This is a genomic window from Tahibacter harae (assembly GCF_024437735.1).
Classification (GTDB): domain Bacteria; phylum Pseudomonadota; class Gammaproteobacteria; order Xanthomonadales; family Rhodanobacteraceae; genus Tahibacter; species Tahibacter harae.
Window position 1 is genome coordinate 1 of the sequence record NZ_JANFQO010000019.1, and the last position, 13,876, is coordinate 13,876.

17 protein-coding genes are annotated in these 13,876 nt (G+C 69.9%); 3 read left to right on the forward strand and 14 right to left on the reverse strand.

Features of this window, described 5'->3' with window-relative positions; all coding sequences use genetic code 11:
- Nucleotides 1–151 precede the first annotated feature (151 nt).
- From NM961_RS17910 to NM961_RS17920, 3 genes are read left to right on the forward strand one after another with little or no spacing between them, the layout of a single operon-like run.
- A complete protein-coding gene (locus NM961_RS17910) occupies nt 152–826 on the forward strand; it encodes an AsmA family protein (protein ID WP_255915783.1) in 675 nt (224 codons plus the stop codon).
- Nucleotides 823–1,905, forward strand: a complete 1,083-nt coding sequence (gene mutY / locus NM961_RS17915) for an A/G-specific adenine glycosylase (RefSeq protein ID WP_255915784.1) — start codon at nt 823–825, stop codon at nt 1,903–1,905. The genes NM961_RS17910 and mutY overlap by 4 nt, the downstream gene beginning before the upstream one ends.
- Complete coding sequence (locus tag NM961_RS17920) at nt 1,902–2,174, forward strand: oxidative damage protection protein (RefSeq protein ID WP_255915785.1); 273 nt, start codon at nt 1,902–1,904, stop codon at nt 2,172–2,174. The genes mutY and NM961_RS17920 overlap by 4 nt, the downstream gene beginning before the upstream one ends.
- Here NM961_RS17920 and NM961_RS17925 read toward each other — a convergent pair.
- The 14 genes from NM961_RS17925 to NM961_RS17995 all read right to left on the reverse strand — a co-directional run bounded on the left by NM961_RS17925 (nt 2,153) and on the right by NM961_RS17995 (nt 13,735).
- Nucleotides 2,153–3,415, reverse strand: a complete 1,263-nt coding sequence (locus tag NM961_RS17925; RefSeq protein WP_255915786.1) for an FAD-dependent oxidoreductase — start codon at nt 3,413–3,415, stop codon at nt 2,153–2,155. The two genes, NM961_RS17920 and NM961_RS17925, sit on opposite strands and share 22 nt — an antisense overlap.
- 235 nt (nt 3,416–3,650) lie before the next feature.
- Complete coding sequence (locus NM961_RS17930; protein WP_255915787.1) at nt 3,651–4,406, reverse strand: 2OG-Fe(II) oxygenase; 756 nt, start codon at nt 4,404–4,406, stop codon at nt 3,651–3,653.
- Nucleotides 4,403–4,744 carry an Ada metal-binding domain-containing protein gene (locus tag NM961_RS17935; RefSeq protein ID WP_255915788.1) on the reverse strand — a complete coding sequence of 114 codons (342 nt, stop codon included), beginning with the start codon at nt 4,742–4,744 and terminating at the stop codon, nt 4,403–4,405. Before NM961_RS17935 ends, NM961_RS17930 begins: the two co-directional genes overlap by 4 nt.
- Entirely contained in the window at nt 4,731–5,435 is a 705-nt protein-coding gene (locus NM961_RS17940; RefSeq protein WP_255915789.1) for a 2OG-Fe(II) oxygenase, read from the reverse strand. The genes NM961_RS17935 and NM961_RS17940 overlap by 14 nt, the downstream gene beginning before the upstream one ends.
- A 51-nt stretch (nt 5,436–5,486) precedes the next feature.
- Nucleotides 5,487–6,551, reverse strand: a complete 1,065-nt coding sequence (gene ada, locus NM961_RS17945) for a bifunctional DNA-binding transcriptional regulator/O6-methylguanine-DNA methyltransferase Ada (RefSeq protein WP_255915790.1) — start codon at nt 6,549–6,551, stop codon at nt 5,487–5,489.
- Nucleotides 6,552–6,634: 83 nt separating this feature from the next.
- A complete protein-coding gene (locus NM961_RS17950) occupies nt 6,635–7,276 on the reverse strand; it encodes a DNA-3-methyladenine glycosylase family protein (protein ID WP_255915791.1) in 642 nt (213 codons plus the stop codon).
- Entirely contained in the window at nt 7,273–7,830 is a 558-nt protein-coding gene (locus NM961_RS17955; RefSeq protein ID WP_255915792.1) for a methylated-DNA--[protein]-cysteine S-methyltransferase, read from the reverse strand. Before NM961_RS17955 ends, NM961_RS17950 begins: the two co-directional genes overlap by 4 nt.
- Nucleotides 7,831–7,870: 40 nt before the next feature.
- Nucleotides 7,871–8,038 carry a hypothetical protein gene (locus NM961_RS17960; protein ID WP_255915793.1) on the reverse strand — a complete coding sequence of 56 codons (168 nt, stop codon included), beginning with the start codon at nt 8,036–8,038 and terminating at the stop codon, nt 7,871–7,873.
- Nucleotides 8,039–8,142: 104 nt separating this feature from the next.
- Nucleotides 8,143–8,793: a DNA oxidative demethylase AlkB gene (alkB, locus tag NM961_RS17965; protein ID WP_255915794.1), complete on the reverse strand. Its 651-nt coding sequence runs from the start codon at nt 8,791–8,793 to the stop codon at nt 8,143–8,145.
- The gene (locus NM961_RS17970; protein ID WP_255915795.1) at nt 8,790–9,512 is read right to left on the reverse strand and encodes a 2OG-Fe(II) oxygenase; all 723 of its coding nucleotides are present in this window, start codon (nt 9,510–9,512) and stop codon (nt 8,790–8,792) included. Before NM961_RS17970 ends, alkB begins: the two co-directional genes overlap by 4 nt.
- Nucleotides 9,509–10,081 carry a methylated-DNA--[protein]-cysteine S-methyltransferase gene (locus NM961_RS17975; protein ID WP_255915796.1) on the reverse strand — a complete coding sequence of 191 codons (573 nt, stop codon included), beginning with the start codon at nt 10,079–10,081 and terminating at the stop codon, nt 9,509–9,511. Before NM961_RS17975 ends, NM961_RS17970 begins: the two co-directional genes overlap by 4 nt.
- Nucleotides 10,082–10,420: 339 nt before the next feature.
- Nucleotides 10,421–10,840: a DUF6491 family protein gene (locus tag NM961_RS17980; protein ID WP_255915797.1), complete on the reverse strand. Its 420-nt coding sequence runs from the start codon at nt 10,838–10,840 to the stop codon at nt 10,421–10,423.
- A gap of 104 nt (nt 10,841–10,944) precedes the next feature.
- On the reverse strand, nt 10,945–13,350 hold the full coding sequence (locus tag NM961_RS17985) for a M56 family metallopeptidase (RefSeq protein ID WP_343231929.1): 2,406 nt from the start codon (nt 13,348–13,350) through the stop codon (nt 10,945–10,947).
- Nucleotides 13,343–13,735, reverse strand: a complete 393-nt coding sequence (locus NM961_RS17995) for a BlaI/MecI/CopY family transcriptional regulator (RefSeq protein WP_255915798.1) — start codon at nt 13,733–13,735, stop codon at nt 13,343–13,345. Before NM961_RS17995 ends, NM961_RS17985 begins: the two co-directional genes overlap by 8 nt.
- Nucleotides 13,736–13,876: the final 141 nt, after the last annotated feature.

The window sequence follows — 13,876 nt, forward strand, 5'->3', positions numbered from 1 at the left end:
GTTAAAAACCACTGGTGGGGGGCGGGGGGGGCTTTGGCCCCCCCCCACGTCCGCTCACGCTTTCCGCCAGGGGGGCCAGCTTGGGCGCGAGCAGCGCTGCCGGACTCTCCATCCTGGGTCATCGCAGCAGCCCGCGCATTATGCCTGCCCCGTGAATATCCATCAATCCACTTTTGGGCATGGCCGCAAGCGCCGCCTGGCCCGGATCGCCGCGGTGTTGCTGTTGTTGCTGATCGGCGGCGGCCTGCTCGCCGTGCGCTACTACGCCCAGCCCGAGCGCGTCGCCGCCCTGCTTGGCGCCCAGGCCCGGGCGCGGCTGGGCCTGGAGCTGGAATTCCGCCCGCCCGCGCGCTACGCCCTGTGGCCGCGCCTGCATCTGGAGCTGGACGAGGTGCAGCTGCGCCTGCCCGCCGACAGCACGCCGCTGCTGGCCCTGGAACGGCTGGACGTGAGCCTGCCCTGGAGCAGCCTGCGCGATTCGCGTCTGGTGATACAGCAGCTGGATCTCACCAGCCCGCGGCTGGAACTGAGCGCGCTGCAGCGCTGGCTGGACAGCCCCGGCGAAGCCGCCACACCGGACCTGGCCATCCATCTGCGCATCAGCGACGGCACGCTGCTGCGCGAAAGCAAGCCGCTGCTGCAGGGCTTCCATTTCGATGGCGCTATCGACGCCCTGGCGCTGCAGGACTGGTGGCAGCGCGCCGCCGCGGCCGCGGCCGATGCTTCGCCGCTGCCGCCGCTGAGCGGCAAGGCGCGCGTGGAGTCGCTGCAGCTCGACGGCATCACGCTCAAGGGCCTGCAACTGGAGACGGAACCGGCGCAATGAATGCAACACCGGATTTCGCCGCCCGCCTGCTGGCCTGGTACGACCAGCACGGACGCAAGAATTTGCCCTGGCAGACGCCGCGTACGCCGTACCGGGTATGGCTGTCGGAAATCATGCTGCAGCAGACCCAGGTCGCGACCGTGATCGGCTATTTCGAGCGCTTCACCGCTGCCCTGCCCGACCTGGCCGCGCTCGCCGCCGCGCCGCAGGACCAGGTGCTGGGGCTGTGGTCGGGCCTGGGCTATTACAGCCGCGCGCGCAACCTGCACAAGGCGGCGAAGATCTGCCTGGCCGAACATGGCGGCGAGCTGCCGCGGGATTTCGACGCCCTGGCCGCCCTGCCCGGCATAGGCCGCTCCACCGCCGGCGCCATCCTCGCCCAGGCCTGGGAATTGCCGCACGCCATCCTCGACGGCAACGTCAAGCGCGTGCTCAGCCGCTACCACGGCGTGCACGGCTGGCCCGGCAGCACGGCGACCGCGCGCGAACTGTGGCAGCACGCCGAAGCGAACACGCCGCACCAGCGCGTGGCCGACTACACCCAGGCCATCATGGACCTGGGCGCAACCCTGTGCGTGCGCAGCCGGCCGCGCTGCGGCGTCTGTCCGCAGGCGGCGGATTGCGTCGCGCGGCGCGAAAACCTCACCGCCCAGCTGCCCGCGCGCAAGCCGCCCAGGCAGGTGCCCACACGCGCGACCTGCCTGCTGATCCTGCGCGACGCGCAGCAGCGCATCCTGCTGCAGCGGCGCCCGGCCAGTGGCGTGTGGGCCGAGCTATGGAGCCTGCCCGAAGCCGCCGACGCGGCCGAGGCGCCGCGCATCGCACGCAGCCTCGGCGCCCAGGCCGGCGCGGTACAGGCACTGCCCCCCTTCACTCACGTCTTCAGCCACTACAAGCTGGAGATCACGCCGCTGCTGGCCAGCGCCCAGGCCCTGCCGCAGGTAGCCGAACAGGCCGGCCTGCGCTGGTGCGGCGCCGAAGAATTCATCCCGCTGGGCCTGCCCGCGCCGGTACGGCGCCTGCTGCAGGCACTGCCGCCAACCCCTGCCGGCGCCGCGGCGCCAGGAGACTACGCATGAGCCGCACCGTCCATTGCGTCAAGCTGCAGCGCGAAGCCGAAGGCCTGGCCTTCGCCCCGTGGCCGGGCGAGCTGGGCAAGCGCATTTTCGCCTCCGTGTCCAAGGAAGCCTGGCAGCAGTGGCTGGCCCACCAGACCATGCTGATCAACGAAAACCGCCTGTCGCCGCTGGATCCCAAGCACCGCGCCTTCCTCGCCGCGGAAATGGAAAAGTATTTCTTTGGAGAAGGCTCGGCCAAGCCGGCAGGCTACGTCGCACCCGAGGGCTGAGTCGCGGCCGCGGCTTGCACTGCCGTGCCGCGCGCCGGCGGCAGCGGTGCCACCGCTACACGGCCGAACAAGCCGCGCTTCACGCCGGCCAGCACCTTGAGCATTTCTCCGCGCAGCAGCGGCGCCTGCCCCAGCGGCCCCAGACAGGCGTCGCGCAAACGGCCGGCCCAGCCGATATCCGACTGGAACAGCGGCGTCAGCCAGCGGCTGACGAACTGATAGATCCAGATATGGCTGCGCCGCTCACGGTCGTAGCGCGCCAGCGCCGCGCCCAGCGTCGCCTCGCTTGCGATGGCGCGGGCCAGCGCGGATGCATCGAGCAGGGCCATGTTCGCGCCCTGTCCCAGCTGCGGACTCATCGCATGCGCCGCATCGCCCAGCCAGACCACACGGCCGCGGTGGAAACGGCGCAGGATCGCATCGCGGTACAGCGCCGGCGCCAGCTGCTGCACGTCGACGATGCTCGCCAGCACGGGCCGCAGCTGCGGCCAGTAATCGCCGACTTCCTCGCGCCAGGCGGCGACGCCGCGCTGCACGGTCTCCTGCAGACACTGCGCCGGCAGGCTCCAGAAAAAACCGATCTTGCGCTGCTGCACGTCTTCGCCCGGCAGCACGCCCACCGGCAGCAGACCGGCCATGCGCCGCGGCCCGTCGTAGCGCTGCAGCAGGCGCTCGCGGAACAGCCCCTGCGGGTCGGCGCACAGACACCACAGCGCGCCCCAGGCATAGGGCCGGTCGCGCCGGGTCAGCGCCGCATCGCGCAGCGCCGAGGCCGCGCCGCCGCCGACCAGGATCAGGTCGTAAGGCCCGTAGCGGTTTCCCGCCGCATCGCGCAGCTCGCCCTTGTCCGCATCTACCGCGGCGATCTCACAGCCGCTGTGCAGGCCGCGCTCGACGGCCGCATCGCGCAGCAGCTGGAACAGTGCACCGCGCTGTATGCCCAGACCGAACCAGTGCGGATCCAGTCCCGCATAGGCCATGTCGATCACGCGCCGGCCGCGCGTGGTCTCGCCGCGCAGCTCGTGTATCGCCTCGCCGCAGGCGAGGGCCTGCTCGAACAGGCCCAGTTCGGCCAGCACGCCCAGGCCGGTAGGCTGCAACAGCAGCCCCGCGCCGACCGGCCGCGGCTGCGCCGCGCGCTCGAACAATTCCAGGCAATGGCCCTGGCGCGCGAGCAGCCGCGCAGCCGCCTGACCCGCCGTGCCATAGCCGACGATGGCGATGTCCAGCCGTCCCTGCATGCAGTGCCTCCGCCCCGATCCGCCATGCCGCTAACTTAGCGCTTCGCCGCCGCCGCAGCAGCGGCGCGACAAATCGCCGCAATCTCGCGCGACAGGCTGCCGGAAGACCGATTCGCGTTGCGCGCGTCCGTCCCGGCGGATCGCAAATCAGACAACGCGCCCGCCTGCAGCACCCGTTGCGCCTGAACTGGTTCGCCAGTCAGCCCGGCACCTGTTGCACCGCCGCGGAGGCAAGCTATTTCGCGTCATGGAAGATGATTCCCAGCGCATGCCGCCGCCCCCAATGCAGCCGGCTCACGCCATGCCGCACGTTCGCGCGATAGCAGCCGCGCGCTGAAGCTGCCGGGTGGTAATTGACCGCCAGCACCACGGCGTCGCCCTGGCGCAGCGGAACCACCTCGGCCCGGCCGGCGTGCCTGGGATTGCTCTGCGTCAGCAACAGCTCGCCGCCGCCGAAATCGCGCCCCGGTTCGTCGAGCAGGAAAATGACCTGGAACGGAAAGACGTGCTCGCCGTACAGATCCTGGTGCAGGCAGCAATAGTCGCCGGGCTGGTAGCGCAGCAGCAGCGGCGTCGGCCGCTGCTGACCGGCCGCATGGCAGATGGCGCGGAATTCCGCATGAGTGGCCGGGAAGCGGCCATCGAGGCGCAGCAGCCCATGCCAGCGGTTGGCGACAGGCGCCAGGCGCGGATACAGCGCCTCCCGCAATCTCGCGACCAGCGGCGGCAACGGATAGCGGAAATATTTGTACTCGCCGCGGCCGAAGGCGTAGCGCTCCATCACGATGCGGCTGCGGAAACGCGCTTCTTCGGCAAAGTAGGCGGCGATTTCCGCGCATTGGGCCGGTGTCAGCAACGCCGGCAGCACGGCGAAGCCATCGCGTCCCACTTTGTCTTCGACAGCCTGCCAGTCCGCGGCGTCGATGCCGCTTTCCGGCGCAGGCGGCGCGAGATCATTTCCAGCGGGAACCGCCGTGAGCAGCGGATTCATGCGCCCGCCCCGTTGCGTCTGCCGCATGCCGGCCTTGCGGGCCGGCCCCTCTTCCACGCCGCATATTCCCGCGGCATGCACACTGCGCACGGCCGGTAGCCCGCGGCAACCGCCGTAGCCTCGTCGGCAAAGAACACGCGCTGCTTCGCATAGCCGCCGCGGGCCAGCGCCAGCAACGCGGCGCGACAGTCCAGGCGGCCGTAGAGCCTGCCGCCGCGATGGCCGCCGAGGGTACCCGGCACGCTGCTGAAAACCGGCTTGCCGTCGGCACCGGTCAAGGTGAATGTGCGCGGCGATGCAGGTATCTGCGCCGCTCCCCGTACCTCAGCGCGCGTCATGGAACGACAGCTCCAGGCCCACGCGCCGGCCTTGACGCACGCGGCTGACGGCATGTTTGAGGTTGACCCGGTAATAGCCTTTGCTGCCGCGGAACGGACGTTCGGCCGTGGCGATGATGGCCGCATCGCCCAGCGCCAGCGGCAGCACCATCGGCCGCGACTGCATGCGTGGACGCTGTTCCGTCATCACGAATTCGCCGCCGGTGAAATCCGTACCCGGCGCGGACAGCAGCGCGACGAACTGCAAGGGAAACACCACCTCGCCATCGTTGCACTGGTGCAGCGCAATGTGGTCTTCGGCGCGAAGCCGGTTCAGATGCGACTGCGCCCGAGCCTGGCCCGCGGACCGGTTGAGCTGCTGAAAGTCCCGCAGCGCGGCCGGAAAGCGGCCAGCCACGCCCGGGATCTCGTTCCAGCGATTGGCGATGACGGCAAGCGGCGGATACAGGGCCGCGCGCAGATTCTCCAGCAGCGCCGGCAGCGCAACGCCGAAATGGATCAATTCGCCGCTGCCCAGGCTGCCGGAGGCCAGCGATGTGCGCACGGCATCCGCATGCGCCGCTAGTTGCAAGAGTTCGCGCGCCGCAGCGGCATCGAACAGGCCTGGCAACAGCGCATAGCCTTCGGCATCAAGCTGTACGGCAATAGCGGCCCAGTCCAGACGCGCGATGCCGGTGTCGGATGGAATCACGGATTTTCCTCGGCGCTCAGATCGGACCTGTGCTTCCCGCACCTGCGCAACTCAGGCCTGGGCTTCGCGGCGCAACAGCTCGCGCTTGCGCTCCACGCCCCAGCGATAGCCGGCGAGATCGCCGTCGCGCCGCACCACGCGGTGGCAGGGAATTGCCACGGCCAGGTGATTCGCACCGCAGGCCTGGGCTACGGCGCGCACCGCGGTGGGCGCGCCTATGCGCGCGGCGATGTCGGTATAGCTGACAGTGGCGCCCGGCGGAATCTCGCGCAGCGCGCGCCAGACGCGCTCCTGGAAAGCCGTGCCCTGCACATCCAGCGGCAGTTGCAGGCCCAGCGCGGGCGCTTCGATGAAACCCACGACCTGGGCGACCAGCTGCTCGAACCCGCTGTCGCCGCCGATGATGCGTGCCCTGGGAAACTGATCCTGCAGCTCCCGCGCCAGCGCATCCGGATCCTCGCCCAGCAGAATGGCGCAGATGCCGCGCTGGCTCTGCGCGACCAGGATGGCGCCCAGCGAACATTGGCCGACCGCGAAACGGATGACCGCGCCGGCGCCGCCGGCGCGGTAGTCGCGGGCGCGCATGCCCAGCAACTGCTCCGAGGTTTCGTAGAAGCGGCTGTTGGAATTGAAGCCGGCGCCGTAGATCGCCTCGGTGATGGAAGCGGCCGGGGCCGCGCTCAATTCCTCGCGCAGCTTGCGCGCGCGGTAGGCCGAGGCATACGCCTTGGGCGTAAGGCCGGTCTCGGCCTTGAACAGGCGGTGGAAATGGAACGGGCTCATGCCGACCTCGGCCGCCAGATCGTCCAGCGCCGGCGGCGTCTCCGCCGCCTCGATCAGGCGGCAGGCGCGCGCCACCAGCGCGGCGCGTCCGGCCGCCGCACTGCCCTGGTCGCCGCGGGCGCGGCGGCTGGGGCGATAACCCGCGGCCTCGGCGGCGGCGGCCGTGGCGAAGAATTCCACGTTCTCGCGCTTGGGCAGCCGCGCTGTGGAACTGGGCCGGCAGTACACGCCGGTGGTGCGCACGGCGTAGACGAAATGACCATCGGCCGCGGGATCCCGCGCCTGCACGGCGGCCCAGCGGGCGGCGTCGGTTGCGTAGGCGGTCGTGCTCATGGCGGCAATCCTGACAGAGTCGGTCACAGGTGCAGAATAGGCCGGGTTCGCGGCGCAAGAACTCCGATTCTTGCGCCGCCAATTCAACGGCCCGGCAGCCGCCACAGATACCAGGCGGCGACGGTGCGCCAGGGGCTCCAGGCCGCGCCTGCCGCGCGCATCTGCCGCGGCGTGGGCGCCTGCTCCAGCCGTTTCAGGCGCCGGTAGCCTTCGCGCACGCCGAAATCGTCCACCGGCAGTATGTCGCTGCGTTCCAGTGAATAAATCAGGAACATTTCAACTGTCCAGCGGCCTACGCCGCGCAGCGCGGCGAGGCGCGCAATCAGCACCTCGTCGGACAGTTGCCGTGCCTGCTCCAGGCTGGGCACGACGCCGTCCAGCGCCGCCTGGGCGATGCCGCGCACGGCCGCCAGCTTGGCCGCGGAGAAACCGCAGGCGCGCTGCGATTCCACCGTGCCGGCCAGCAGCTGCGCCGGCGTCGGAAACGGCACGTCCGGATATAGCGCCAGCAGGCGCCCCAGGATCGCGTCGCCGGCGCGGGCATGCAGTTGCTGGTAGGCGATGGCGCGCACCAGGGCCTCGTACGGTTCGCGCGCCGGCCGGGTTTCAAGCCGGCAGGGACCGACCGCGGCGATATGCCTGGCCCAGTCCGCATCCAGCCCGGACAGGAAGGCAGCCGCGCGGCCGTAAGCATCTGCGGACAATTCGGCGACGGGTCCGCTCATGCGCCGAACCCAGGCAACGCGGCGCTTTGCGGCGAAACCGCCGCGGGCGCCAGTGCGTTCTCGTGGTGCAGCAGCCAGTGCTTGCGCTGCACGCCCCAGGCATAGCCCTTCAGCTCGCCGTTGCCGGCGATGACGCGGTGGCAGGGCACAATGAGCGCAATGGGATTGGCGCCGTTGGCCGCGCCTATGTCGATGGCCGCGCGCGGATCGTCGAACCCGAGCAGCCTGGCCAGCTTGCCGTAGCTCGTGGTCGAACCCGCCGGAATGCGGCGCAGCGCGGCCCAGACCCGGCGCTGCAGCTCGGAGCCGGCCGTTTCCGTGCGCAGCGCGTCCAGCGCCTCCAGCTCGCCCGCGAAATAGCGCGCCAGCGCCCCGGCGATCGCGGCGGGTGGCGCGATCTCGTCAAGCTCCACCACGCCGTAGTGCTCGCGCAGGCCGCGGCGCAGGCGCGCCCGGTGGTCGGCGAATTCCAGCGCACGCACTGTCTGCTGCGCATCGGTAACCAGCAGCATTGCGCCCAGCGGCGAATCCAGATGGCTCAGATACAGTTTCATGGGTCACTCCGGTTCCGGTCAGTTTGCGGTTTCCGCCGCCTCATTTCAGCCGCGTCACGCCCTGGGGGCCGAACAGATAGGCCTCGCCGCTGTGCAGGTGCAGCTCGGTAGCGCCGTCGGCGTTGATGTGCCAGTGCGCGGTGCCGGCCTCGACCAGCGCCTGGCAATGGCCCTGGACCCGGCGGCGCGCTGCGGCCGATTCCGGCAATCGCTCCTGGGAAATCGCGTTCCTGGAAGACCTCGGCGGCTGCGGCCATTCTGGCGGCGGCGCGGCGCAGGAAAACTCCGTTGCTTGCGGCGGAATTCCGCGTTTCATCCGGCTTTGCGGAAGGTGAGATTGATGCGCCGGCTGCCCAGCAGCGGATGCGGTTCGTCCTGCAGCGGCATCACGCCGTGATAGCGCAACCGGTCCGCACCGCCCCATACCATCACGTCGCCATGCCGCAGCGGCAGCTTCAGCGTGGGATCGCTGCGCGCAGGGCCGCCGAACAGGAACCGCGCGCGCATGCCCAGCGATACCGAGACTATCGGCGCCGCATAGTCGCGCTCGTTCCTGTCCTGGTGCAGCGAAAGCCGCGCGCCGGGCAGGTAGCGGTTGACCAGACAGGCGTCAGGCTCGAAGCCGTCGTATCCCGCGGCCGCGGCAGCGGCTGTTGCCAGCTGCGCGAAAGCCGGCGGCATAGCCGGCCAGGCTGCGCCGGTCGCGGGATCGACCGCGCTGTAGCGATAGCCGCGCCGGTCGCTGATCCAGCCCAGCGCGCCGCAGTTGGTCAGCGCGACCGACATGGTGAAGCCGCCGGGCGTCTGCATATGCCGGAACGGCGCGGCGGCCTCGATGCGCGCAATCGCGTGCATCAACGCGCAGGCCCGGGGCAGCGCGTATCCATGCAACAGCACGGCGCCCGGTCCAAGGCGCTGTTCCTGCGCCGCCGCATCGAAAAGTCCGCCGGTTTCCATGCTCATTTCGCATCGTGGAAGATCAGACCGACGGTATGACGCCTGCCGCTGCGGATACGGCTGACACCATGCCGCATCGCCACCGTGCGCACGCCGCGCCGTCCCGGCGCCGGACGCTGGTTGACGGTGAACACCACCGCATCGCCCTGGCTCAGTGCGACGACTTCGGCGTACTGGCCCTGGGCCGAAAGCCCGGTCATGACGAACTCGCCGCCGCTGAAATCCCGGCCGGGCTGCGACAGCAGGATCGCTACCTGCAACGGGAATACATGCTCGCCGTAGAGATCCTGGTGCAGACAGTTGTAGTCGCCTTCGCCGTATTCGAGGATCAGCGGCGTAGGCCGGGTCTGACCCGCCGCGTGGCAGCGGCGCAGGAACGCATCCAGTTCGGCGGGATAGCGCACGGCCGCGCCCAGCCGCAGATTCCAGCGATTGGCAATCGGCGCCAGGCGCGGATACAGCGTCTGGCGCAGCCGGGCCAGCAGCGGCGGCAGCGGATAGGCGAAATACTTGTACTCGCCGCGGCCGAAGCCGTGGCGGGCCATGACGATGCGCGAGCGATAGCCTTCCTCCCGCGGATACAGCGCGGCAAGCGCCGCACATTGCCGTGCCGTCAGCAGGCCCGGCAGCACGGCATTGCCGTGGGCGTCGAGCGCGCGCTCCACGCCGTCCCAGTCGCAGGCCGCGAGCGCAACCGCATCGTCATCGCCGGCCAAGGCTTTCATGCGGCGTGCTGCAGCGCTGCTTCGGCCGCCAGCAGCGCGCGCTTGCGCTGCACGCCCCAGCGATAGCCGGACAGCGCACCGTCGCTGCGCACTACACGATGGTAGGGAATCGCCAGCGCCAGCACGTTCGCGGCGCAGGCCCGCGCCACGGCACGCGCCGCGGCGCTCATGCCCAGTGACTGCGCCACGGCGGCGTAGCTGCGTGTCCCGCCCGCCGGGATCGCGCACAGCGCCCGCCACACCTGCTGTTCAAATGCGCTGCCGCCGATATCGAGAGCAATCGGGTCTGCGCAAAGTTCGGTGTCGGCGAAGCGGATGATGCAATCGAGTTCGTGCCGCAGCCCGGCCTGGTCGGCCTGCAACTGCGCCTGCGGAAAGGCGCCGGCCAGTTGTTCCTGCAGTACCTGCGCATCGTCGTCAAAAAAGATGGCGCAGACACCGTTGCGGCTGCATCCGATCAGCAGCAGGCCCAGCGTCGTCCGGCCGACGGCGTAGCGGATATCGCCTTGCGGCTGGCTGCCCGGGGCGCGGAACCTGTACTTGAAAGCGGTAGCGGCGGAAGTTTTCATGACAGGTCGCTCTCTGCGGCGGATTGGCGAAGCCAGTCTAGAAATCCGCCGTGGACACGAAACTCCGCTACTTGCGGTTGAATTTCCGGCCGGGCGCCGGACTCCCGGCGGCAGGCCGCGGCACGCGGCGAAAGCGGCTGGCGGCGCCAGCCGTCCGGGTGTGGTGTGGTTGCGCCGTCGCCATCGCCGCAAGGAAACAGCCGCCGCGCAGACAACGCAATGCGCCGTCCAACGCAGCTGTTGAAAGCGCCGGCGATTCTTCAGAGCAACGAAAAAACCGCCGCACCTCGCGGCGCGGCGGCTCAGTGATCGCGGCTTGTGGCAACACCGTGCGGCGGCTCAGCCCCCCTTCTTTTCCGCGCCTTGGCCCTTGCGCGCGTCGCGCAGGGCCTTGTAGTCGATGGGCTGGATGGAAGAAATGGTGCAGCGGTCCTTGCCCGCTATCACATGGTCGAACTTGGCGCTGACCTTGTGCGAGGTGGAACTCAGTCCCACCGTCTTGGCCCAGGGCAGGTCGGTGCACGGCGGCAATACCTTGATGAGCCAGGCGGTGTTGACCGCGGTCCAGACCACGACCGCCTCGGTGCCGAAGGCCTCGTAGCTCTGCAGGCGCCAGAACGGCATCTCGCCGACCGGCTCGCCGGCGAAGCGCTGGTATTCGGCCAGGCGTTCGGTCTCCTTGTCGGTCAGCGCCTGGGCCGGCAGGGCCAGGCCCAGCGCCAGTAGCGCGAGCGGAAGCGACAGCAGTTTCAGATTCATGACGGTTCTCCGGAAAGGGTGCGTCAGCAGTGATGGTGACGCAGCGGGACGGCTGCAAGGTCGCAAAGGTCGCAGGCGCCGCGCGCCGTCCCGCCAGCTCCGGTTCAGCCGCGCACCAGTCCCGCGGCCTGTTCCACCTGTTCGCGCTCGAAATCCGACAGGCGCGAGGCCACATCGACCAGGCGCTGACGCACCTGCGCATCGTCGGGCATTACCCGCGCCAGTTCCACCAGCACCGTACGGCATTCAAAATCCGAACCTATGCCCGCCGCCGCGTCCAGTACCGCGAGCGCGCCGTCGCGGCGCAGGCCGCCGCTGCGCAGCAGGGCCAGCAGCGCTTCGCGGCGCTCGAAATCCGAGCCTATCGAAGCGGCGGCGCGGGCATAGCCGGCGGCGATGGCTTCGGCATCCTTGGTCCTGGCCGCGACATGGACCAGCAGTTCGCGGTGCTCGAAATCCGAGCCTATGGCATCGCCAGCGGCCAGGATCTGCAGCAGCGCCGCCGTGTCCTCGCTCTTGCCCAGCAGGGCATCCAGCGCACGGCGGCGTTCAAAATCCGAACCCAGGCCGTCGAGACTGCGCAGCCAGGCCGCGCGCAAGGTTGCATCGCCGCCGACGCGGTCGGCCGCCTGCATCAGCAACTGCGCGCGCTCGTAGTCCGAACCTATGCCGGCGCCGGACTGCAGCACCTTGACCAGCTGCGCCGTGGCAACCTGCTGGCTGTCCAGCGCAGCCGACAGCACCTGGCGCTTCTCGTAATCCGAGCCGATCCTGTCGGCCTGGGCCAGGGCCAGATCGAGTTCACCGGCGCTCAGCGCGTGCCGCCCCAGCAGCTCGGCCAGGTAGCGGCCGCGCGCATGGTCCGACTTGATCAGCGCGATCTCGTCGAGCACGGCCTTGTTGCCACCGCGCTGCTGCAGGCGCGCGATCCGCGCCGGCACATCGATGGCCGCCTCGCGCAGCAGCTGCGGCAGCAGGCGGGCCAGCCAGGCCTCGGCCTGCGCATCCAGCGGCTGCGGCTTGCCGTCGAGATAGAAGGTAGCTTCCAGACCCTTGGCGCCGTTGCGGTATTCGACCTTGCGCGAGGTCGTATCGACGACTTCCTCGATGCTCGCCGTGGCGCCGGCGGCCAGCGATTCCAGCGCGGTCTCCTGCGGGTTGAAACGCACCGCACCGCTGGCCTGGTAGGTCACGCGCCGGCCGGGCAGGCTCCAGCGCACTGACATGACATCATTTTTTCCATGAATGGAAACGCAGTTTCCGGCAACTGCGTTGCAATCGCCGGATTCGTCGCCGGCGCTGCGCGCCGCGACGCGCTCGGCCGCAGCGGAAACCGGCACGACGAAAGCCGGCAGGGCCAGCGCCGCGGCGATAACGCCGGCCAGCACCGCCAGACGCAGACCGCGGGGAATGGTGAACGGTGACATGGGAACTCCTTCGAGCAACTGCTCGGCACGTTGCAACAGAGGCGAACGCGGCGCGGCCATGGCCGCGGCGAACGCGGGGAATCGGCGATCCAGATGCTGCTCCAGGCACTGCGCCAGGCATTCGGCCAGCGGCCGGCCGTCGCCCAGGGCGCGCGCCGCGGCGGCATCGCATTCCAGTTCGGCCAGGGCTTCCAGGCGCTGTTGCGCCAGCGCGGCCAGCGGCAGAGGCCACAGCAGGGCACGCCACAGCGCCAGCACGGCACGCCAATGCGGATCGCGCCGGCGCAGATGCGCCAGTTCGTGTGCGAGCACTGCGCGGCGCTGGTCGCGCGACAGGGACAGCGCCCAGACCGGCAACAGGATGCTGCCGCCCGGCGTGGCCAGCGGGCTGCCGATGGCCGGCGAAATCTTCAGCTCGGGTGCGCTCACCGCAAAGCCGCGCGCGAGTTCCGCCGCGTCGTCCTGCCAATCCTGCGCTTCCAGCAGCAGGGCGGCAGCACGCAAACGCCGCAGCGCGAACGCCGAGAAAACCAGGCGCAGGCCATGCCAGAGGCTGACCAGCAGCCAGAACGCGAGCAGCCAGGGCAAGGCCTGCAGCACCTGCGCGCGCAGGTTGACGGCGATGCCTGTTGCGTCAGGTGCCGACGCGGACATGGCCGGTGCGATGAAACGCGAAGAAGCTGCGCGAGACGATGCTGCGGTCGATGGCCGCGATGCCGTCGAACCCGCAGATGCTTTGCTGGCTGGAGCCGGCGCCGTCACCGGCGCTGCCGGCTGCGCCGACGCGGACGCCCGCGCAGAGGCCGGCCCGGACGATGCCATCGCAGCGCTTTCGCGTGCCGCCAGCTCCACCCGCAGCCAAGGCGCCGGCCCCAGCGAAGAGGCGCCCAACCCCACTTGCAATGCCGCGCTGGCCACGCCGCCCAGCACCGCGCTGCGCCAGACGAACTCCCGCGCCCGCGCGCGCCGCACCCAGCCCAGCCGTTCCACCAGCCAGGCCAGACCGAGGAAAACCAGTCCCTGCAACAGCAGCGTAAGCAGCACAACGCCGGCCAGCGCGGCCAACCCATTCAGCTCACTCATGTTCGCGCCCTCCCCGCGCCAGCTTCTTGCGCAGCTTTTCCAGATCGCCCGGCGCAATCTCCGCCTCGTCCACCAGATGCGATACCAGCGCCCGCGCGTCGCCGCCGAACAGGCTGCCCAGCAATTCGCTCACCATGGACCGCCGCACCTCCGGCTCGCTCACCCGGGCCTGGTAGTAGACCTGGCGCGCATCCCGCCGCAGCGACACCACGCCGCGCTTTTCCAGCCGCGTCAGCATCGTCGCCACCGTCGTGTGCTTGATGCCGCGCTCCGCCGCCAGTACCTCGGCCACCTCGGCCGTACTGCACTCCCCGCGCGCCCACAGCACCCGCATCAGCGCGATCTGCAGATCGCTGAGCACCACATCGCCAGACTTGCCGCTCATGCCCCGGGCCACTCTCTACACCTGTCGTACTACAGTTGTAGTAGAGAGAACTGACCGGGACAACAGGCCGGAAGTCATGGCCCGCCCGGGAAGGCGCGCACCGACGCCGCGCTTCGCGCAACAACGCGCTGCCGCCGCCAT